The sequence below is a fragment of the Brasilonema angustatum genome (genome assembly GCF_059505445.1).
Map to the genome: position 1 here is coordinate 49,061 of NZ_JCACKO010000151.1, position 19,726 is coordinate 68,786.

Below are 19,726 nucleotides of genomic sequence, written 5' to 3' on the forward strand. Positions count from 1 at the left end.
CTCTGTGATTGACCTGCGAATGCGGCGGTTGGAGCAATCATCAAACCTGCAGCCAATAAACCGAAAGCAATAGATTTGTTCAACATGATTTTTTGACCTTATTAGTTGTGTGTGGTGAAACTGAAAACTTATCTGTTGTGGTGAAAGTATGGCGTTGCATTTTGAGCAAATATTTGGCAACGCCGAAGCAGCAAATCAATGACTAGCGACTAACGAGCATTTTGGCGCTGAGTGTTGTTGGTGCGGCTGTTTTGGTCAGTGGTAGAACCATCAGTTGCTGCACCACTTTGCTTGGTCGTTTGGACACCATTTTGATCTTGGTTAACTTTGCCAGTACGACGGTAAGTGCTGCTACCGTAAGGATATCCGTGGCGGTTGATAACAGTAGTGCGAGGGCTTCTTGCATTTTGCACTTGGCGGCTGTTGGTTGTGGAGGTTTGAACTGTAGAACTACCGTTTACTGCTGCACCATTTTGCTCTGTATACTGGTCTGAACTCTGTGATTGACCTGCGAATGCGGCGGTTGGAGCAATCATCAAACCTGCAGCCAGTAAACCGAAAGCAATAGATTTGTTCAACATAATTTTTTAACCTTGTCAGTTGTGTGTGTTGTTTTCGTATTTGTTGTTTTTTGTGAGAGTGAACACCGTTGCCACCGTACGTAGGTATTTAGATGTATTTCTACCTTAAGGAGTTCCTTGTGGTGTTTGTTTCTCTGTTTGTTTTGCTATTGAGAGCTACATTGTCGAGTTACATCATTCCGCAATTATCCAAAAGATTTTTGAAAAATATTTTAAGCCGTTTATTTGCCCTCTGGTTCACCCTTCCCCCCCTAGAGATGACTAGAGATAGAAGTGAATTATATACTTTAATGTTTTAACCAAAGATTTTAAGTGCGTCAAGACCTGGACAAAAGTTTTTGGACAAAATTTTTTGGGCACAAGTTTTTTTTGGTGCTAGGATCTACGGCTAAGGTTAGATATATACGCGCTATAGCTGTGAAACAAAAGGCAAAACCACGGATAGCTTTTCTACGTGAAAAGGCAGGACTGACCCAGCTTGAGCTTTCACGCCTCGTGGGCGTGACTGAAAGCACTATTCAGAACTGGGAAAGCGGAAGGACGGGGACAGAACACATTGAGAGAATTATTAGATTTTGCAAAGCTCTGAATTGCCAAGTGGAAGATTTAGTTCAATACATAAGTGATTCACCAGAGGAGCCTGCTGCAAAACCTAGTTCACTAAGCGAGATACATCATTTATTAGGAACTGAGGAGGTTTCCCTCACTCCCAGCTTTGAATCTGAAGTTGTTCCAAAACGATAAGTTAGTCATTAGTCAAAAATCAAGCTCAAGGGTCATCAGTTATTATTTCTGTTACCCATCCCCAAAGGAGACCGCAAAGCCCCCACCCCCCTCACTTCCTGCCAGAGAGTGTCTACCGTTACAAATTGATAGCCTTGTTCCATAAGTTGAGGAATGAGGATTTCTGTCGTTGCGGTGACATCTTGTCCGCCGCACATACCGTCATGCAAAACAATTAGTGAACCATTACAGACCTGCTGGAGAATTCGCTGCACCACAGTGGCGATTCCTGGTCTTACCCAGTCCTCCGGTACAACGCTCCACATAACAGGTCGATAGTTCCATTGATTTAGTAATTTTAATGTTGTAGGTGTAAACAAACCATTGGGTGGACGGACATCGCGCACTTTATCGGGTGTCAGATCACAAGCATTGTAAATAGCAGCTTGGGTTTTTTCTAAGCTCTGTTGAAGTTCTGTTGGGGACAGCATGGGAAAATTTTGATGATCATAGCCATGCAATCCGATCCAATGTCCGCGATCGCACACCTGTTTGGCTATACCTGGCGATCGGTTAACGCAAGCGCCTAGCCAGAAGAAACTTGCCGTAACATTGTAACGCTCTAAAACTTTCAGCAGTTGTGGCGTGTATTGAGGATGTGGACCATCATCAAATGTCAGTGCGATAATTTTGGAATTTGCATCACCACACCAAAGACAGTTAGGAAACGTTGGTTTGAGGATGCGATAGAAAATCGGAAATAATGGAGCCAGTTGCATCTCGACCTACCTGCTGCTTTTGGTTTTATGTACTGTAATATAACGAAAGCGTAGTCATCTGTTCCGGATTTTTCCAACTTTTTTATCAGATGTTCTTTTGCTGTATAGCAGTCGCCAAAGCCGTTAGGACAAGTCGGCGGTAGACACCTTCAAAGCGCGTATATTGTGAATTTATTGTTGTCCTAAGCTTCCTGTCCGTTGCTATATGTCAAGAAAAAGGGAGTGTAAGGGGAGCCAGTGCCGGGGTGAGGCAGTCCGGTCTTGGGGGTTTCCAACGCCAGAACAAGCGTGAGGGAACCCTCCTATGGCACAAAGGCACAAAGTGCCACGCTACGCGCTTCAGTACTGGTTCCCCATGAGGAACTGCCGAAAGGGTTCCCCGACTTGAGGCCTCTGGCGTGGTAAGGGCATTGTCCTCCCCTATACCCCTACACCCGCGTGTTTTGGTCAAATCAATTGAAAAACGCTGTAACGATCACTGTTACTTGTTGCATAAATTATTTGAGATACTTATCGCACCAGTTCACCATCTCCCAAAGTGCATGAGCAACTCCTTCACGAGAGCGATAGCCGTGGTCTTCTAAAGGTAACACTACCAAGCGAACAGTTGCTCCCAGCCCCTTAAGCGCTTCATACAGTCGTTCCGTTTGTAGTGGATAAGTGCCAGGATTGGTATCTTTGTCCCCATGAATCAGTAAAAGTGGTGCTTTGATTTTAGCTGCATGAGTAAAAGGAGACATATGAATGTAAGTTTGTTGTGCCTCCCAGAAATTGCGTTGCTCTCCTTGAAAACCAAAAGGAGTGAGAGTTCGGTTATAAGCCCCACTCCTACCAATACCTATGCTAAATAAATCAGTGTGTATTAGCAAATTTACTGCTGTAAACGCACCGTAAGAATGTCCACCAATACCAATACGTTTGGGGTCGGCAATACCACGCTCTACCACATAGTCTACTGCTGCTTGTGCTCCCGCAATCAACTGCTCTACATAAGTATCATTTGGCTCTACATCGCCTTCGCCAATAATCGGTAAAGTCGGACCAGAAAGAACTGCATAGCCTTGAGTGAGAAGAAATAAAACAGAAGCACGGCTGGGACGGCTGAAAGTGTTTTCAGATTTCGTAATCTGTCCTGCAAATTCTTTATCTTTAAATTCTTCTGGATAAACCCAAAATAACATCGGCAGAGGACCATCACGCTTAGCATCATAACCAGGAGGCAGATACAGTTTTGCTGAGAGTTGCACACCATCAGCCCGTTGATATTTTACCAACTCACTGTAAACTCCAGCCAACTGAGGAGCAGGGTCTTGATAATGAGTTAGCGCGATAGGACTTTGGTTCTCGCGACGGTTTAAGAGAAAATAATTGGGTGGCTCAGTTTGAGATTGGCGACGAATAATCACAGTTTGTGCTTCATCATCCAGCACATAAGCGATTTCCTCTAGATATGGGTCTTGAGATTGCCATAGGCGTTGCTTCTGTCCTGTTTCTAAATCGAAGCAATCTAAAAACGGATACGCTCCATTGGGTGAAGCTCCTCGCCCATTAAGGTAAATGATATTGCCTTGTGGTGTAAAGCGCAGAACTTTATACCTGTAAGGTCCTATAGTCATTAAGGCTGACCCAGGATCAGTGTATTTATCTTCATAACTACGGTCAAAGAGTAATTGCGGCGGTGTTTCAGGCGCTTGGGGATATATGCGCCAGATTCGTTGTTTACGGGTATCGTACCATCGTTCCGAAACCAAAGCGACATCTTCTTTACCCCAAGCAAGGTTCGCAAAGCGGTACTCAGATTCCCAGAGTTGCTTTGGTGTATCTGTAAAAGGAGCATCCAATTCAAATAAAGCATCGCGTTTGGGAACGTCCTTTGTTGGATCACCTTCGTCTAAAGCTTCTAGCCAAGATAATGTCGCTTTTACATCGGTGCGCCAAGAGATTCCCCTACGTCCTGTGCGGACTTCATCAAATTTAGTTGTACGACGGACAAAAAGAGGGACGTCAGCAACCTCATAAACCCATTTTCCTATATCATCAATAACTTCAATTTTTTTGGGAAAATACGAGATTGGAACTTCGTTAGAAAACGGTCGGTGCAGCGTGGTGAGTAGGATAAATTTGCTATCAGGCGAAGGTATGGCTTCATGAATGAGACTGCTAGACACTAACAAAGTACGTTGACCATCTAGCATTACTTTCTCCAAGGTAGAGGTTAAGTAGTATTCAAGTAGTGCCTCATCGTGAGGATTTTGCAGTAGATTTGTGTAGGTGCGAGTTGGGCTTTTACCTTTGAGATTTTCTTGAATAAGCGGTCCTGGTGGAACGGCTGGTTCAGAGGGAGGTTTGGGGCGATGATCCAAAATGAACTTGCAAATAAGCGTCTCATCTGACAGCCAACGATAGGGTTCTCCATATGCAGCGTTGAGAACTGGCTGTGTTAACTGCTTGGGAATAAAATCTGCAACATCCACAAACCATAATTCCAGTCCTGTTGCTTGAGTCAGAGTAAAAGCAAGTTTTCGGCTATCAGGTGACCACTTTAGGTAACCAATCTGGGCGTTGTCAGGAAGCCCCACGGTTTTGCTCATCTCTAAGAAAGGGAACCTCCTAACTCTCATGGTTTGAAAAGGGTTAGGATGAGCAGGTGCGTTCGTTTTGGGATTGATCAAAAAACCTGCCAGAGGAACTTCCGTTTCTGCAAGCAAGGAAATGGGAACCAACAATGGTCTTTCCAACTCTACCATCCATTCTCTGTTGGGAGACAGCAGAATAGCGGGTGGCGATGGAGCATCCAGAATTTGGTTAATCGGTTCTGGAGGAGATTGCCAGAGTTGTTCAATAATCGGGTGATTTATAGAGAGATTGTCCATTTCGAGTCGGATGTTGGCAAGTTCATATTCCAAATTACCAACACCTGACTTAGAATACATCCAGAAAAGCTCACTTTGCTACTAGTGTGTTGAGACTTCTACATTGCTTCTTATAAGCAGATTAACTTTATTCAAATGTAAAATGTCCGCCACGAGGGAAACGTAGTGAGTAAGGAATCTAGATTCAATCAAAAGCAATTTTTGTAGGGTACGGACTCTATTTTTGATTTTTCAATGTTCACTTACTTTATTTGAAGTAATATTAGATACTTTTACTCCCAAACAGAGAACTATCTAGACTCAGCTATTTCTCACAAAAGTATAACCTCAGCCATAATTTCAACATCTTGTTTTTACAGATTTATGCGGAGTCTTTTAAAACTAAGTAGGAATAAACAGAACTACGAAGAGAGAAAGTACTGAAACTCTGAGCAATGAGTTATGACTTATCACTAATCACAACCCAAACGAGTTAACTTTATTTGTGTCGGCTTACTTATTCCTTAAGGTTTTTAAAGTTATTTCTTCTGAAAGATGACTAAAACTATTGCAGTGTTAAACTTAATATTAATCGCAACAAAAATGGAAGGTATTTAACAAATGAACATCATCGCGTGGGTGGTCTTAGGCCTTTTAGCCGGTGCAATTGCTAAAGCTATCTATCCTGGTTATCAAGGTGGTGGAATCCTTGCGACTATCGTGTTGGGAATAGTAGGTGCTTTCATCGGTGGAACTTTAGGAGTTTTCCTCACTACTGGAACTTTAGCCCTAGCAGCTCCTACCTTTAGCATCGCTGGTTTAGGTTTAGCTGTTCTTGGTGCACTAATTGCTATTTTCATTTGGTATTCGTTTGCTCGCAGAGCTGTTTAATGCAAGTTAACAATTTATTATTAGTGATTCGTAGTTCGGAATACAATTACGAATCATCCATTATTAAAGAAAGTAGATCTTTTTGCTATTAATTATAGAGAAGGCGTATTGTTGAAATAATCACAATGCCCGCTTTACTTAGAATCCAACTGACACCAGAAGAAGACTTAAGCCAAAGGTAGGAAAAAACGAAACGTGCTGCCCGATCCTAGCTGACTTTCTACTAAAATTTGACCCCCTTGCAGTTCGACTAAACGGCGGGAGATGGTTAAACCAATACCTGTTCCTCCAGAATGGCGATCGCGAGACTTGTCAGCTCGCCAGAAGCGTTCAAAGACATACGGCAAATCTTCTTTGGCAATTCCCATCCCTGTATCAATGACTGCAATCCATAGTTTAGAGGCTTCAGCCCAAGTACGGAGGGTAATTGAACCTTTAGTGGTATGACGCACTGCATTACCAAGTAGATTGACCAGCACCTGTTCTGTACGGTCAATATCAGCCAACACCAAAGGGAGTTTCGATGAACACTCTAAGTTCAGAACAGGTCCATCATCTAGCAGTTGGTCAGCAAATTTCTCTACTAAAGACTCTAATAAAGGACGTAGATTGACTGATTGTACCTTTATCGGAAGATAACCCGCTTCTGCCTTAGAGAGTTCTTGCAAATCGTTGACCAACCGCTCTAAACGCTTTGTTTCTTTTGCGAGTCGTAAATAAATTTCTGCACAGGGTTCAATACTTCCATCAGCAAGTTCTTCTAAGTAACCGCGTACGACTGTCAATGGCGTTCGTAGTTCATGGGTCATATCTCCAATTAGTTCCCGCCGTCGCGCTTCTATCCCTTCTATACTTATTGCCATACGGTTGAAACTAGCACCAAGTCGATTCAATTCTGGAATATCTGATAAAGGTAGTCTTGCATCAAATTCACCAGTTGCAAACTTTTGGGTGATTTGTTCCATCTGTGTCAACCGCTGCATGATCAATCTAGACACCCAGTAACTCAGTCCTCCAGCCGCCGTAGCACCAGCTAACACCGACCATACAGTGCTTCGTCTCCAAGCAAATTCAAAGCTGTTAACTAACTCAGTACGAACATCAAATAAGTCATATCCTCTTTTTTCCAATCGTTCCAAATGCAGAACGAAAAAGCGAGGGGAAGAGACTTTGCTGATAATGACGAAGCTAGCGACTCCTACTATCATCACCAGTAAGTGGGAGATAAATAGGCGTGATGCCAAAGGTAATGACTTTGCCCAACGCCACCCCGTTTTTCTCATAAAATAACAGAAGAATCTTCAAACTTATAGCCAACTCCAACAACAGTTTTCACAAAAGTTGGATTAGTAGGGTCTGGCTCAATTTTTTTTCGCAACCGAGCTATGTGAGTATCCACCACGCGCTCATCACCAAAAAAGTTATCTCCCCAAAGTTTGTCAATAAGTTGGGTGCGATCCCAAACTCGACCAGGATTGCTAATAAAGGTGCTTAACAAATTGAATTCTAAGGTAGTTAAATCTAGCACTTCTGGTTCCTGAGAATTGATTTGGCGACTTATCGTCCGCTGCTCTACATCCACAATAAAGTGTTTAGTACGGTACACCTGATTTTGTGACCCGTAGCGGAGGCTACGCCGCAATAGCGCTCGTACTCTAGCAATCAACTCTCTGGGGCTAAAGGGTTTGACCATGTAATCGTCAGCGCCTGTAGATAAGCCAATAACGCGATCAATTTCCTCACCTTTAGCTGTAAGCATCAAAATATACGGGTCTTTTGCACCAGGTTTGTGCCGAATTCTTGCACAGACTTCCAAACCATCTAAACCAGGAATCATTAAATCTAAAATAATTAAATCTGGTGATTGCTCCTGAAACATTCGTAAGGCGTTCAAACCGTCGCTGCTAACGCGACAGGAAAAACCTTCTTTTTCCAGAGACATTTGGATTAACTGGGCAATTTCGGGTTCATCTTCAACGATGAGAATGTCCATACTAAATTATCGGCAAGCAGAATGCACAAGGTCATTTATTAGGTTGCTATTGTAACTGATATTTATCTATCAAGATCAGGGTTGATAGACAAAATATAGTCAAACATTTTACAATTTATTGTTATATTTCTTTTATTGGTAGCCAAGTTTATAGTAATATCATTTGACTTTAAGGTTGATATATATCGGTAAGTAGTTCTTCCTCTGATGAGACAGAGAGACAGAGGAAATGAATTTTATCGAAATGTTGGTGAAATAATATAAGCCGTCCTTAAAAACTTTGTCTTTTACAAACTAGAATTCGACAGAGGTCGGTAGTTGTAGCAGGAATGGGAATCTTTTTGAATGTATTGTTTGATTGTCTCTATGTCAACGAAATAATCAGTAACATCAATCAAACTATCGCTCGTCATTGAGCGTATGCTGACAACTTCAACTCGAACTCCTTGATAGGAAAGAGCGTTAACTGCATAAGCTAAATCTCCATCACCACTGACTAAGACTGCAGTGTCGTAGTAAGGAGCTAAATTCATCATATCTACAGCAATTTCTACATCTAAATTGGCTTTTTTTGATCCATCTGGAAATTGTACTAAATCTTTGCTAACAACACGATAGCCATTCCGACGCATCCACAGCAAAAAACCCTGCTGCTTTTCATTTGTACGATCTACTCCAGTGTAAAAGAAAGCACGTAAAAGTTTTGCCTTTTCAGTTAAACAACAAAGAAGTTTAGCATAGTCAATTTCAATACCGAGTTGTAAACCTGCATGAAATAAATTCGCTCCATCAATGAAAATGGCTACTCGACCCCGATTTAAATTACCGAAAATGGATTGATCAATCTTAGTCACGGACATTTTTCTATCTTTATCTTGGTCAGTAATCTCTCTGTGGCATTCTTCTTGCCAATGTAATTGATCTTTGACTAATTTATATTGATTTTTTTCTTTGTTAAAACCAGCAAGATTCATTAATACCTCTGAATTTCAAAATTTGCAAGTCTTTTTGGGAAAATTGACAATAGATAACTTCTAGTAGGTTATCACCTTGACAAAAAATCGTCTAATGTCAATAATGTTAAATATACTCAACTGCTCCTAATTTTCAAAAATATAAAGCTCAAAAAATCTTTTGGCTTTATACTTTCAACTCTTGACTTAAACATATGCAGGTGCTCAACTAAAAGCAGCATGTTTATTAATTAGCATAATCTGAGTGATCTATCAACATTAACTTTATTGTAACTAGGCGTGTGACTCGTCTATATATAACATCATATTGTATTGATAAATTTTCTGATGAAAATTCAAAAAATTACCAAAAATATAAAGACTGCTTTTTATAGGGATGGATACCACGCTATTTCTTGATAAAAATAAAAATAGTGCAAGAAAGCACATAAGCCTCTGCGTTCCCCAGAACAGTGCCAGGGTGAGGTAGCGCGTTTGTGGTGAATCCAGGGCTATGTAGGCGCGTTTCCCACGTCCAGGCGAGTGGTGAATCCAGTTATGTACCGAGGTTTCCCACACCCCTTAATTGGTACTCGTTCTTCAAGCGTGTGCTCCCTTGCATACCGGTTGGGTGAGATTAGCAGTGCCATCAGAGGCAGGCATAACATTGATTCTGGATATTATAATCTGGAGTGCCAGAAGTTGGTTTTTTCTTAGAAAAGATTTAAACTTAACAGCGGGCTTTTTATATTCTGACAATTGCTAACTGGACATAAATAAACACCACTATGTATACAACTAAAGTTCTCAAAAAAAATTTATCTTTAAAGCAGACAGAATTACTATACAGAATACTATATGGTAGCTGTTTTGCATAATTCCCATACCAATACCTTCTCTCGTGATTCTATAAGCTGCATTCCAATTTTTTCTAGCACCCGCTTTGAGGCTATATTATCTGGATCACATCCAGCAGTCACTTTTTGCACATTTGGTTGACAAAATGCCCACTCTATTGTGGCTTTTGCCGCTTCAGACGCATATCCCTGCTGTCGATACGATGGAACTATAAAATAGCCAATTTCTAATGAACCTGTGGGTGAACCTGTGCTATCTGGGATAATTTTGACCATAGTATGACCAATCAGCGTATTTTCTGCTTTCTGAATGATTAAACTTCCCCACCCCCATTCACCTTGTAACGGATCTTTGCAAAAGATCTCTGGAATACCTGGTAAATTTTGAAGAAACTCTTCTTCACACCAGTTTGGCAAAACTGTAACCGCCAGAACTTTTTCTAATTCAGCATTTCCAATGATTGCTGCTTTTACTATTTCCAGCTTAAAGGGTACTAAATACAATTGTGTGGTAACTATATTTTCCATATTATGTGCTTTAAGAGCTTGAACTATTTACAATAGACTTCTTGCAGAAGTTGGAAACGCTTAACAGGGAACGCTTAACAGGGAACATAGCCTCATAAAATCTCACTTTTGCAAGAGGTCTAATCTACTGCATCGTTACTTGAGCATTTTTTGACTGTATAAATATCATAAAAAGGATAGGATTATAAAAAGTGTGGGTAGCCGCTAAACTCTTACCCATTTCAATACTTTTGGGTCTTTGTTATAGCGGTAAGTTAAACCATCTTTAGTAGTGATGAATTTACCTAAACTTGCCTTGCCTCTAATGGTATTAATGGAAGAGTCTGTTAATGTCTGCATTTCTTTATGAGAAAGCCCTTTGATTTTATCTATCTCAGCCAAGATTTGTACTTGTTTTTGAGATTGATGTTTGGGTGAAACATCGATTGTTATTTGAGCTTCTTCGGGGGAATTAATGACAATTGCTTTTTGCTGTCGATAATTCTCTACGGAAATAAGTTGCCAACTAGAGTCTTGTAAAAGTTCCAGAACCCATTGATGATAATTAAACAAACTTTCCCGATGTCCAACACTGATAAAAGTTGTTTTAGTTGCTTGTAACTGTTGATATAAATTACTTTCATTTTTCAAATCCAAAGCACTCGTTGCTTCATCTAATATCGTGAAGCTAGGACGACTAATTAATAGTCGCGCGAAAGCAAGACGTTGTTGTTCTCCTAACGACAATACATTCTCCCAAGGAACTTCTGTATCAAAACCATTAACGCGAGTCAGCAAGTGTTGGAGGTTGACTTGTTGCAAAATATTTTCTAGTTCGCGATCGCTCATTTGCCGATTTGCATGAGGATAGAGTAACTGTTCGCGCAATGTTCCTAAAATTATATAAGGACGTTGGGGCAAAAACAACATTTCTTCTAGGGGAGGTCGCACCAGACGACCAGTTCCTGCATTCCATAAACCAGCGATCGCCCTTAACAGAGAACTTTTACCTCGACCACTCGGACCAACTATCAATAACCCTTCTCCTGGTTGAACAGACAGTGACAAGTCTTCGACGATCACCTGCTCATAGTTTGGTGTTTGTAAGGTGATATTCTCGAAAGCCAAATGCTTATCTTCTATTGCTTTAATAGTACTTACATTCTCTGGTTGTTTGGTAACAGCTTCTAACGCATCCGAAAACTCAGCTAAACGCTCAACATAACTAGAAAATCGTCCGGAAGTCCCAAATTCAGCTATTAATTCTCCCAAAGCATTAGAAAATAGAAAGCACGCTAAACTAACTTGATTAATTTCTCCATAATCAATTTTATCTTGAAGAAATAAAGGTGTGAGTATGAACATCGAAAATACAGTTACAGCAGACTGATATCCTCTGTTAAAAACATCCTGACCTCTCTCCCAATTTAGCCTACGTTCAGCGCTTTTCAGAACATTATTAAATCTGCGTTGAATAATATTTAATTCTTCGTTTTCTCCCTGAAAAAAAGCTATCGATTCAGCGTGATTCCGAACATGAGTCAGGCAATAAGCGAAGTCAGCTTTAAATTCAAGTTCTTCTTGATTAATTTGATTCAGTTTTTTATTTAAGTAAACAGCAATCAAATTACCTATAATCGTATATATAACCAGATATATTGCGATTTCTGAGGAAATTGTCCAGAGGATTATTAAAAAACTTATCATTTCCAGCGTTTTTTCTAGGAAAGTAGCTGAAAATCTCAAAACACTGCTGGTAATCGGTTCAATTTCTTGAGATATGCGTTGATCTGGATTACCAATATCGGATTGAAAATTTATTTTATAATATGCTTGACGACTTAAATATTTTTCTAAAATGTGATTATTTAGCCATTTGTACCAATCAATAGCTATTTTTTTTCTGATATATTTAGAAAACGCTACCAAGAGCGTTATCACGACAATAAAAAGGGTGGAAACCCATAACGTACTTGTGTACTTAGAAAGATTTCTCTCTTCAATAATGATATCGAGTACATAGCGATTCCAGAAGCTACTTGAAGCATTTACCCCTATAAGTGCAACTATTAATAATATTAGGACAATCAGCATTCCCCATGAGCGAATTACGTCTGAGAAAGCTCTTGATCCTACCTCTGTTGGATACCAGTAAGGTTGAGCAACTACTTTGACATCCTCCCAAAATTGAGTCAAAGTCGAAAAAGGATTCGTTATGGTTTTATCACGAACAACTTGAGTTGGCATATTCTAAAAATATAGTTATTCTTATTTGAGTGAAATGTAGTAGCAAAAGAAAGCATCCCAAATGTTTAAATTTATGGTGTTTCGTAGTGCAGGCTTCTAGCCTACTTTGGTTAAAATTTGTGAGCATCTTGCTTGCACTACTTGTTTTCTTTGATCCATTGGAATAATCACGTAGTCAAATTGGTATTTGAATAATGGTCTTTGAGGGTGAAATCGGATTCACTGGCCATTTTCTCATGTTACTGCAATGCTGTCTCTACTTGTCGCTTTTCTTCGCTTCGCCTGACGCTCGTTACTCGCTAATACACTCGTAGTTTGGTTGGTAAATTCTCATTTGATAGAATCAGCCTTCTGAGTTTCGCACCGGGAACTAGTCTAGTTCCCGGTGCAAAACTAAATTTCCAAAAAATAAGGGTACGAATTTAAGATGTTTCCAGGAACCAAAACCTTGGTTTTTATGCTTGATAGAATCAGCCTTCTGAGTTTCGCACCGGGAACTAGTCTAAACTCCAAAATTAATACTCATTTACAAAAAAACTGACTCTATGATTTAAAACCACGAGCCACTTGAAGAGGTAAATTTTTCGCTTTATTCATGTTTTTCCATACCAGTTTTCAATCAACTCTGTTGTTGGGTTTTTTTGTTTGCTACACCTCAAGGTGCGTCTCTTACTTCCTTGCGATAAAGACGTTCGCTTAAAATTCAAGACAATCGCTATAAATTAAAATGGGATGATTTATTTTTTGGTAGTGAGTAGAATTTCTGCGATCGCACCAGAAATCGGGAAGTGTGGTGAAAACATCTCCAGCCAGAAAAACTCCCCAACTGGGTTAACCTCAAGGAATACATGCCGACCATCGGGTGTAACGATAATATCAATTGCCCCATAGTTTAAGCCAAAATAAGCCATCAGTTTGAGAAGCTTTTTCTCAACATCTTCGGGTAAATCGTAGGGTTTCCAAGCGTTACTCAATGCCCTCCCTTCTTTGCGCCAATCAAAAGTAGATCCCTCCAACTTTTGGGAGTTTACTGCGGCTGTAAATACACGGTGTCCCACAATAGTTGTCCGCAATTCCAGCGCCTTTGGCAGGTTTTCTTGAAACGTCATTGGACAGAAACGCAGTCCTTCCAGATTATCCAGATCATCATCTGTAATTGGATTGGTGAAAACAACCATTTCTTCTCCTTTATCACCATAGATGGCAAAGGAAGAAAGCATTTTTGTAATAATACCTTGCTCCTTACATTCTTGGGCAAATTGCTTCACTGCTTCTGGATTGTTTGTAGTCAGGGTACGCGGAGTCAAAAGACCAACCTCTCGTGCGACTTGCAGCTGTAGTTGCTTATTATTGGTTAGATCGACATTTGACATTTTGTCAAAGTGGAATCCTTTGAGGCTGGCAATCATCCCCCTAACAGTGCGGCGAGTTTCCTCAATTGAAGCGTCTCTAAATTGCTTGTCCATCGTGTCGGGAATTTTTTGCCCGTAGCGCATCCTTCGATACCAAACTGAGGACACCTCACTCAAATCGAGCTTCTGTTCACCATCAGTAATAATGATCCGTTCAGAATCACCATGGTAAATATCTAGTTGTACTTCAGTGGGAAATCTGTCTGTGTCAAAACGAAATGCTTTTTCTCCTTTAGCCTCAATTGCTTTGATTACCGGAGGAATACTCTCGTTGTCTTTACTAAAAGTGATTATTAAAACTGTCATTTTATTTTAGATTTTATATTGATACCACGTAGTAAATCTGAACCAATTTTTGTAGGGTGGGCACTCTTAACTTAGCACTCAGCACTTTCAAGACAAAGATTCAGTTCAGCCTTTAGCCTTCATCCTTTTTTTGAAGTAGGGCATCTGCGATCGCACCAGAAATCGGCAAGTCTAAATCTCGTTCCAGCATTCCCCACTCTCCTACGGGGTTAACTTCCAAAAATACATATTCTCCTGATGGTGTGACAATAAAATCTAACGCCCCAAACAAAAGCCCAAATTTACCCATAAAAACTTTGAGACGACGCACCACTTCATCAGGAAGCTCATAGTGTTGCCATGCACCAACCTCAACACCAGGTTTACGCCAATCAACTTTGGATGCTGTATAAACATTTGCATCTAGCGCCCCCACAAATACATTTCCATTCACATACACCACCCGCAATTCCGACTGCTTAGGAATTTGCTCTTGAAAAACCATTGGGCAATAGCGCAGTGACTCAGCATCAAGCAAGTCTTCTTCTTTAACAGTGCTGGTGTAAAGAAAGAAAGAGGTGGCTTCCATACTGTGGGAGAGAGCAGTTAATAGCTTGCTCACCATTTTTCCGTTGACTTGTTGGAAAAACTCCCGTGCTGACTCAGCTTTATTGGTGACAAGAGTTTGGGGGATGACAAAACCTACCTCAGACGCAACCCGCAGTTGGCGTAGCTTATTGTGTGCAACATTTATCCGCTCTAAATCATCTACCCAACGGGCTTCTTTAAGACTGTCCCAAAAACCATCCAAAGTTGCCTGTGATTCTCTAATACAGGCATCTCGGAACTGTGGAGCCAATTCTTTACTCAGTTCTGGCTCCCAAATGCGTCGCATCCAAACAGCTTGCACCTGCTCTGTACTGATAAAGTGAGTGCCATACTCCAAGGTGTGATAAGTTTTGGATTTGTTAAAGTGCGCTGTTAATTGGACTTCTAGCGGAAACTTATCGGTGTCAAGACGGAATGGTTCTGCCCCTTTTTTTGACAAAGCTTCTGCCACTCTATCTATTGTGAAGAAATCACCACTGTGAGTAATTAATAAAACAACATCACGCGACAAGTGCATAAAAACATTTTCTTTGAAAGTTTTTAGGAGGTAGATGTTAGGTATTACTGATATCTTGCACCATTCTCAATAACCGTAGGGTGGGCACTGTCCACAACGTAAAAATAAGGTTTTGAGCGAACTCTAGGCAGTGCCCACCTTACAAAAATTGCAATAACGCAACTGGTGCAAGATGTGAGCGCCCGACTAGCCGCGTTTTTTCGCCGCTAGCAACAAATAAAACTTGTACATTTTTCAAAGGAGGGCTAAAAGCTTTGCTATATAAGGCTTATAAAATGTGCAAGTTAGGAGTTAAAACGGACTGGAATTTATATTCAGTAAGCTTTAGCTTACTTGACCTTTGAGCCAAGAAATTTATTTATTGGCGGATCCAAAAGCAGGTGCAAGATCTCAGTTAAGCTATTAGCCTCAGAATGAATTCTGAGGCGGTTGTTGAAAACAGTGCAAGATCTGATTTAGTCAGAGACTTAACGCACCGTGACATTTCACCGCTCCTTGGAAAATACTTCTTGCCAAAGCTGTACTTTATTACTAAAGCATGACCGTTACCATTTAATAGTACCCTTAAAATGGTAACGATCACGCTTTAAGAAGTAGTTTTTAGTTATTGAATAACTGCAACTGCCTTGATTTGAGTAGAAGAACACGCTTATTTAGCGATCTTCCCAATCGGAAGGATACTTCAAAGTGAAGGGGGGAGGAGGAGGAGGAGGAGTATCTGACTTATCCTTATCTGACTGTTGAGATACTTGCTCTTCCAAAAAGCGAGCGAAGAATGGCACCTCTTTCACATCTGATGCTTTAACTGCGTTTGTAGACATGGAATTATTTCTGGATATTGGTTGATAGTAATCAGTACTTTTCAGTTATTTGATAACTGCTACTCGCTTAATTTTAGATCAAGCTCACACTAATTTAGCGGTCTTCCACATCGGAAGGAAACTTGAGAGTACTGGGATATGGAGCAGTATTTGGTTGTTCAGCAACTTGCTCTTCCAAGAAGCGGGCGAAGAATGGTACTGCTTTTACATCCGATGTTTTTACTGTGTTTGTAGACATGGTATTTCCTCGTGAGAATTTTTTTACCTAAATTATCTTATACTAGTTACCAATATCAATGCAACAACAGTTAAGAAATAACTATATAGCAATCCTCAATGATTTTTGAACACACATGAACCAGGTTCCTTTTATAAAGAGAGTTTGGTGGAATTGAAAACTTTTACACATCAAATGGGATGGCTATAAGAAATTGAACATAAGATAATTAGGACAGTTAAGACAGTTAAGACACTTAAGACGGTTGACAAAAAAGTAATCATGTATTAGAAAGATGAAAAAATGTTGGCTAAAAAAGCTTGATTTGGAAGCATCCCAATTCATGCAAAAAAGGCGAGAGACAATTACTCTTTTACGGGCGATAGTTCAGCAGACTGAACAACCTGTAATTGGTAGCTCTCAAAAGGAACTTTTTGCTGGTCATTCTCCGCTTGAGCTGAACTCACCGACTGATAGGTAACCAGTTCATAGTGAAGCCGATTACTTTGTCGCTCATATTGTGTATTGAGCAATCTATTTTTGACTCTGAATTGACTGTAGAGTCTGTCCCCAAACCACCACGCATCAATGAGAGTTCCATCTTTCTCATCAATCACAAAGTGACCAGCGCCTTGATCCTTAACAACCAACTCATAATTACGTACTAGCTTTTTCGCTCCCGTTCCATAAGTGATTTGCCAACTGTAGCGTGTGGGGTTATTAGAGATTGGCTGAATTCGGAGTGTCATTGGTACACTTTGAGACCGCCCTTGTACAGGGCGATTAGACATTGTGCCGCTCCATGTGCCTTGCCAGTTCTGAGGAAAGGAATGACTGGATGATGCAGCACTTTGCACAATTCCGGGGTTTGTGAGTATCAAAAGAGATATCAGCAGGACAACGAGGAGGTTTCGCTTCAAGATTGAAAGAAACTGTTTCATATTACTGTTTATTCGTGGTTAAATTGTGTCGTTAAATGTAGAAATATTGCATATCAAGATGTTTTTTGTAAAAAAGAAAGATAACAATGCCAGACCAAAAAATGGTTTGCACTTGCTTGCGATCGCAGTAATGTATTCATGCTAGAAAATAAAACAATCCTCATCACAGGAGCCACAAAAGGCATTGGCAAAGCGCTGGTGTCGAGGCTTGAAACACAAAAGACAGTTCGCTTTGCTTTAGTTGCTCGCTCTAGTGAACTTTTAGGTGAACTCAAAGCGCACCTACAAAACCAGGGACATGAATGTGAAGTATTTGCCGGGGACGTTGCGGCAGAACCTTTTGTTCTCTCCACGGTTCAACATTGCGTTGAACGTTTCGGTTCAATCGATATTCTGGTGAACAATGCAGGCATAGGAAAATTTGGGGAAGTTGAACAGTATTCTCTTGGTGAATGGCAGCAACTTTTTGATACTAACGTCACGGGTACTTTTCTATTTTCCCGTGAGGTTGTACCGCATATGAAACGACAAGGACACGGGCATATTGTCATAGTTGCATCCGATGTATCAAAACGGGTTTTTGACGGAGGAACTGCTTACTGTGCGACAAAATTCGCTCAAGATGCTTTCTCAATGGCTTTACGCAAGGAGGTTCGACGATTTGGCATTAAAGTAAGCACTATTTTTCCAGGTTTGGTTGACACATCATTCCATGCGCAACCTCAGGGAGATCCGGCACATCAAGGATGGCTGAGTGCATATGATGTTGCAGATGCCATTTGCTATGTGCTCAATGCACCGTCACATGTAGTCGTTGATGAATTGATGCTTCATCCACTCATACAGGAGTATTAGGTTGTGGTTGAAAACACCCTTTTTTTACTTTTTCACTAAAATATACGCTGTAGCATATTCAGGCAGTTGCCTAGTATGCTGCCCAAAATCTTGTCTACCTTGAAAAATACCTGCCAAAAAATCGAGTTGATGGAGATTAGGTAAAAATGCTCCACCTGTATCTGCAAGGACTCCTAGTTGTAGTTGTTTACGTCCACCTTTAGGATACTCAAGAACAATCACTCTACCTAAACCAATATTTAAGACATCTCCAGCAAAAGTCACTCCTGGTTTGATGGATATTTTTGCATCTATCTTATATCCATAACCTTTGATGTCATCCACTTGTCTAAAATACCAATAGCGCTTTTGTGATGTAGCTGCGACTCCTCGAAGATAAGGCATCTCATTACTTCTATCGACATTAAAAAGCGCTTTAGAACCATCCGTAAAATTAAGAAGTATTGTTCCCTCCATCAGCGCTTCTTCAAAACCTTCTCGGGTTAAGTAAGCAAGAGGTTCCACTTTTCCATATTCTTTACCACCTTGTTCATAAATACCTGATAATACATCCTGCTTTGTATATTTTGTATAGAACTTTTCAGACGTTGAGTTATCTTTTAAGCTATAAATTGGTATGTTATATTTAGAAGTTTTTTTATGAGAAGCTGGATGAGTAAAAACAGCATATTTTGTAATCCGCAATTGTTTTTTACTAGAATTTGGAGAGTGATAAGCAGACCACTTAATAACACGAAAATTAGTGTTAATAAAACTAGGATCTTGTAAACGAGTTGCTCGATTATTAGCAATATCTTCTTGTAAAACACTAATCATGAAGTCTAAGGTTTTGAGAATGTCTTCTACAGTCACTCCTTGAGTGGCAAGCGCTCCTGTGCGTAAAACATTTTGGTCTTCGGAAGCGTAATCTTGATAATACTTTCTAGTGTTAACGAGAACTGTTAGTAAGTCTGATTGATTGAAATTAACTTTCGTCGTCGGCAACTTTCCAGAAGTGAAAACCTGATTTCCGTGAACACTAAATTTATATTTTTTTAACTCGTCTATAACTTGATAATATGTTGATGTTGCTGCTGACTTTTGCTCAGAGGGACGAGTGTTTTGTTTGTCTAAATTCTCATATGAGGTTTGTTGAACCAAAAGAGTCTTTTTTTGACTTGAGGCTAAGGAATTCTGCTGTTGAAGTGGGACAGAATTTTCCGGTTGTTTAGTTTTTGACTGAGCAGACAGATTACTATTGGCTAAACCGATAAATAATGAGGTAGCAAAAGTGACTGTGAGTCCGAGTTTTTGATGAAATGGAATACTCATAAATTCGAGAATTAATGCCACTGGTCAATAATACACGACTGACGCAAACAAAGGAAAAGTCAGGAAAAAGGGGTGTAAGGGTATAGGGGTGTAGGGGTATAGGGGTGTAGGGGTGTAGAAGAAATGCGGCGTTTCGTTGGTGATGACTTGCAATCGAGTCTTGATGAATAAACTTTATGGATCAACTAAAAATTAGACAAAAAATTGATAATATTCTCCCAATTCTAGTCTCTATAAGGCTTTTGAGCTTCGCGACCTTCACTTAATTATCAAATGAGGTAATTCTCCAAAAACTCCTTATATGTAAAGATTTTAACGTTTTATGCTCAAAATTAGTCTAAAATCTCGATCAATAATTACATCTGGATAAGGTTT

17 protein-coding genes are annotated in these 19,726 nt (G+C 40.2%); 3 read left to right on the forward strand and 14 right to left on the reverse strand.

The annotated features are described in order from the left end of the window. Positions 1 to 209: 209 nt before the first annotated feature. Entirely contained in the window at positions 210 to 581 is a 372-nt protein-coding gene (locus tag AC5JM2_RS32435) for a hypothetical protein (RefSeq protein ID WP_495839757.1), read from the reverse strand. A gap of 417 nt (positions 582 to 998) precedes the next feature. On the opposite strand from AC5JM2_RS32435, the gene AC5JM2_RS32440 reads away from it, so the two are divergent. After that, positions 999 to 1,325: a helix-turn-helix transcriptional regulator gene (locus AC5JM2_RS32440; protein ID WP_495839759.1), complete on the forward strand. Its 327-nt coding sequence runs from the start codon at positions 999 to 1,001 to the stop codon at positions 1,323 to 1,325. A gap of 35 nt (positions 1,326 to 1,360) precedes the next feature. On the opposite strand, the gene AC5JM2_RS32445 is transcribed toward AC5JM2_RS32440, so the two are convergent. Next, complete coding sequence (locus AC5JM2_RS32445) at positions 1,361 to 2,083, reverse strand: polysaccharide deacetylase family protein (RefSeq protein ID WP_495839761.1); 723 nt, start codon at positions 2,081 to 2,083, stop codon at positions 1,361 to 1,363. 497 nt (positions 2,084 to 2,580) lie between these two features. Then, positions 2,581 to 5,016 carry an alpha/beta hydrolase family protein gene (locus AC5JM2_RS32450; protein WP_495839763.1) on the reverse strand — a complete coding sequence of 812 codons (2,436 nt, stop codon included), beginning with the start codon at positions 5,014 to 5,016 and terminating at the stop codon, positions 2,581 to 2,583. Positions 5,017 to 5,556: 540 nt separating this feature from the next. On the opposite strand from AC5JM2_RS32450, the gene AC5JM2_RS32455 reads away from it, so the two are divergent. Next, positions 5,557 to 5,826, forward strand: a complete 270-nt coding sequence (locus AC5JM2_RS32455; RefSeq protein ID WP_495839765.1) for a GlsB/YeaQ/YmgE family stress response membrane protein — start codon at positions 5,557 to 5,559, stop codon at positions 5,824 to 5,826. Positions 5,827 to 5,993: 167 nt separating this feature from the next. On the opposite strand, the gene AC5JM2_RS32460 is transcribed toward AC5JM2_RS32455, so the two are convergent. From AC5JM2_RS32460 to AC5JM2_RS32505, 10 genes are all read right to left on the reverse strand, one after another. Beyond that, entirely contained in the window at positions 5,994 to 7,109 is a 1,116-nt protein-coding gene (locus AC5JM2_RS32460; protein ID WP_495839767.1) for a sensor histidine kinase, read from the reverse strand. Beyond that, entirely contained in the window at positions 7,106 to 7,819 is a 714-nt protein-coding gene (locus AC5JM2_RS32465; protein ID WP_495839769.1) for a response regulator transcription factor, read from the reverse strand. Before AC5JM2_RS32465 ends, AC5JM2_RS32460 begins: the two co-directional genes overlap by 4 nt. 287 nt (positions 7,820 to 8,106) lie before the next feature. Continuing rightward, positions 8,107 to 8,793 (reverse strand): LabA-like NYN domain-containing protein, encoded by a 687-nt coding sequence (locus AC5JM2_RS32470; protein WP_495839771.1) that lies wholly within the window; start codon positions 8,791 to 8,793, stop codon positions 8,107 to 8,109. A gap of 833 nt (positions 8,794 to 9,626) precedes the next feature. Beyond that, the gene (locus AC5JM2_RS32475) at positions 9,627 to 10,157 is read right to left on the reverse strand and encodes a GNAT family N-acetyltransferase (protein ID WP_495839773.1); all 531 of its coding nucleotides are present in this window, start codon (positions 10,155 to 10,157) and stop codon (positions 9,627 to 9,629) included. Between the two features lie 204 nt (positions 10,158 to 10,361). Further along, positions 10,362 to 12,383 (reverse strand): ABC transporter ATP-binding protein/permease, encoded by a 2,022-nt coding sequence (locus AC5JM2_RS32480; RefSeq protein WP_495839775.1) that lies wholly within the window; start codon positions 12,381 to 12,383, stop codon positions 10,362 to 10,364. A gap of 737 nt (positions 12,384 to 13,120) precedes the next feature. Then, positions 13,121 to 14,101 carry an MvdD family ATP-grasp ribosomal peptide maturase gene (locus AC5JM2_RS32485; RefSeq protein ID WP_495839777.1) on the reverse strand — a complete coding sequence of 327 codons (981 nt, stop codon included), beginning with the start codon at positions 14,099 to 14,101 and terminating at the stop codon, positions 13,121 to 13,123. Positions 14,102 to 14,213: 112 nt separating this feature from the next. Then, positions 14,214 to 15,206, reverse strand: a complete 993-nt coding sequence (locus tag AC5JM2_RS32490; protein WP_495839779.1) for an MvdC family ATP-grasp ribosomal peptide maturase — start codon at positions 15,204 to 15,206, stop codon at positions 14,214 to 14,216. 653 nt (positions 15,207 to 15,859) lie between these two features. Continuing rightward, complete coding sequence (locus AC5JM2_RS32495) at positions 15,860 to 16,027, reverse strand: microviridin/marinostatin family tricyclic proteinase inhibitor (RefSeq protein ID WP_495839781.1); 168 nt, start codon at positions 16,025 to 16,027, stop codon at positions 15,860 to 15,862. 94 nt (positions 16,028 to 16,121) lie between these two features. Further along, entirely contained in the window at positions 16,122 to 16,265 is a 144-nt protein-coding gene (locus tag AC5JM2_RS32500; RefSeq protein ID WP_495839782.1) for a microviridin/marinostatin family tricyclic proteinase inhibitor, read from the reverse strand. 344 nt (positions 16,266 to 16,609) lie between these two features. Next, positions 16,610 to 17,035: a hypothetical protein gene (locus tag AC5JM2_RS32505; protein ID WP_495839784.1), complete on the reverse strand. Its 426-nt coding sequence runs from the start codon at positions 17,033 to 17,035 to the stop codon at positions 16,610 to 16,612. Between the two features lie 288 nt (positions 17,036 to 17,323). Between AC5JM2_RS32505 and AC5JM2_RS32510 the strand changes: the two genes are divergently transcribed. Further along, complete coding sequence (locus AC5JM2_RS32510; RefSeq protein ID WP_495839786.1) at positions 17,324 to 18,040, forward strand: SDR family oxidoreductase; 717 nt, start codon at positions 17,324 to 17,326, stop codon at positions 18,038 to 18,040. 24 nt (positions 18,041 to 18,064) lie between these two features. Here the strand turns inward: AC5JM2_RS32510 and AC5JM2_RS32515 are convergent, their stop codons facing one another. Further along, on the reverse strand, positions 18,065 to 19,351 hold the full coding sequence (locus AC5JM2_RS32515; RefSeq protein ID WP_495839788.1) for a hypothetical protein: 1,287 nt from the start codon (positions 19,349 to 19,351) through the stop codon (positions 18,065 to 18,067). Positions 19,352 to 19,726 lie beyond the last annotated feature (375 nt).

What these genes read in the sequence shown, in the direction of transcription:
- AC5JM2_RS32500 (WP_495839782.1), bottom strand. Translation starts at nt 16,265, where the DNA reads ATGTCTACAAACACAGTAAAAACATCGGATGTAAAAGCAGTACCATTC.
- AC5JM2_RS32450 (WP_495839763.1), bottom strand. Translation starts at nt 5,016, where the DNA reads ATGTATTCTAAGTCAGGTGTTGGTAATTTGGAATATGAACTTGCCAAC.
- AC5JM2_RS32485 (WP_495839777.1), bottom strand. Translation starts at nt 14,101, where the DNA reads ATGACAGTTTTAATAATCACTTTTAGTAAAGACAACGAGAGTATTCCT.
- AC5JM2_RS32480 (WP_495839775.1), bottom strand. Translation starts at nt 12,383, where the DNA reads ATGCCAACTCAAGTTGTTCGTGATAAAACCATAACGAATCCTTTTTCG.
- AC5JM2_RS32495 (WP_495839781.1), bottom strand. Translation starts at nt 16,027, where the DNA reads ATGTCTACAAACGCAGTTAAAGCATCAGATGTGAAAGAGGTGCCATTC.
- AC5JM2_RS32455 (WP_495839765.1), top strand. Translation starts at nt 5,557, where the DNA reads ATGAACATCATCGCGTGGGTGGTCTTAGGCCTTTTAGCCGGTGCAATT.
- AC5JM2_RS32510 (WP_495839786.1), top strand. Translation starts at nt 17,324, where the DNA reads ATGCTAGAAAATAAAACAATCCTCATCACAGGAGCCACAAAAGGCATT.
- AC5JM2_RS32490 (WP_495839779.1), bottom strand. Translation starts at nt 15,206, where the DNA reads ATGCACTTGTCGCGTGATGTTGTTTTATTAATTACTCACAGTGGTGAT.
- AC5JM2_RS32515 (WP_495839788.1), bottom strand. Translation starts at nt 19,351, where the DNA reads ATGAGTATTCCATTTCATCAAAAACTCGGACTCACAGTCACTTTTGCT.
- AC5JM2_RS32465 (WP_495839769.1), bottom strand. Translation starts at nt 7,819, where the DNA reads ATGGACATTCTCATCGTTGAAGATGAACCCGAAATTGCCCAGTTAATC.
- AC5JM2_RS32505 (WP_495839784.1), bottom strand. Translation starts at nt 17,035, where the DNA reads ATGTCTAATCGCCCTGTACAAGGGCGGTCTCAAAGTGTACCAATGACA.
- AC5JM2_RS32470 (WP_495839771.1), bottom strand. Translation starts at nt 8,793, where the DNA reads ATGAATCTTGCTGGTTTTAACAAAGAAAAAAATCAATATAAATTAGTC.
- AC5JM2_RS32445 (WP_495839761.1), bottom strand. Translation starts at nt 2,083, where the DNA reads ATGCAACTGGCTCCATTATTTCCGATTTTCTATCGCATCCTCAAACCA.
- AC5JM2_RS32475 (WP_495839773.1), bottom strand. Translation starts at nt 10,157, where the DNA reads ATGGAAAATATAGTTACCACACAATTGTATTTAGTACCCTTTAAGCTG.
- AC5JM2_RS32435 (WP_495839757.1), bottom strand. Translation starts at nt 581, where the DNA reads ATGTTGAACAAATCTATTGCTTTCGGTTTACTGGCTGCAGGTTTGATG.
- AC5JM2_RS32460 (WP_495839767.1), bottom strand. Translation starts at nt 7,109, where the DNA reads ATGAGAAAAACGGGGTGGCGTTGGGCAAAGTCATTACCTTTGGCATCA.